Source organism: Ruminococcus sp. N15.MGS-57 (assembly GCF_000980385.1).
GTDB lineage: Bacteria > Bacillota > Clostridia > Oscillospirales > Ruminococcaceae > Hominimerdicola > Hominimerdicola aceti.
The window spans coordinates 1-753 of sequence record NZ_LARF01000133.1; the positions used below are offsets into that span (position 1 = coordinate 1).

The 753-nt window shown below is 35.6% G+C and carries 1 protein-coding gene; it reads right to left on the reverse strand.

Annotated elements, in window-relative coordinates; genetic code table 11:
* Positions 1–171 precede the first annotated feature (171 nt).
* Positions 172–438 carry a helix-turn-helix transcriptional regulator gene (locus tag WS40_RS10955; protein ID WP_046442306.1) on the reverse strand — a complete coding sequence of 89 codons (267 nt, stop codon included), beginning with the start codon at positions 436–438 and terminating at the stop codon, positions 172–174.
* Between the last annotated feature and the right edge of the window lie 315 nt (positions 439–753).

Below are 753 nucleotides of genomic sequence, written 5' to 3' on the forward strand. Positions count from 1 at the left end.
AAATGTCCGAGAATTGTTACAAGGACAAATATATTTATCATTTTACAGCTTTTTTATGTGTACTGCAATTTTATAAAAGAAAGGACAGCAGTATCATCAAATTGCTGTCCTTGCGGTTTATTATAGCTGGTAGTGTATAAGCGTGGGTTCATCATATTTGGTGTGGTATCTTTAACTATGGGAAACTCCATTTTCCCATTTTGAAACAGCCTGCCTGCTAACACCAATCGTTTCAGCAACAAATTCCTGCGTCATTTTGCACTGTGTTCTGTGTACTTTGAGTGCTTCACCCAACGATTTCCTCACTACGGATTTTTCCTGCCGTACATCTTTTGAATGGATATATTTGAGTAATGCACGAACAATAAGGGTAAGCAAACCAACAAAGATACATAAGAAAATTATTCCAACGATTATCATAAATACGGTTACTTTCATTTGACCACCTCCTAATGTTGCTGTTGGCTTCATTTCTCTGTACGGATATATTTAAGCAATGCACGAATAACAAGGATAAGCAAGCCGACAAAGATACATGAGAAAACTATTCCGACTACAATCATAATGATGTTTACTAACATTTGGATGACCTCCTTTCTTTGTTGGCTTTATTCTATCTGAATTACCGTGTTGCTACCACCAACTATCACGATATTTCTTTGGTTGCGAACGGTTGCGGAACTAAAATAACACTTTTTAATGTAAAAGGCATATATGTAAATTAATAAAACGACAAATTCCGATTAGTCTCTT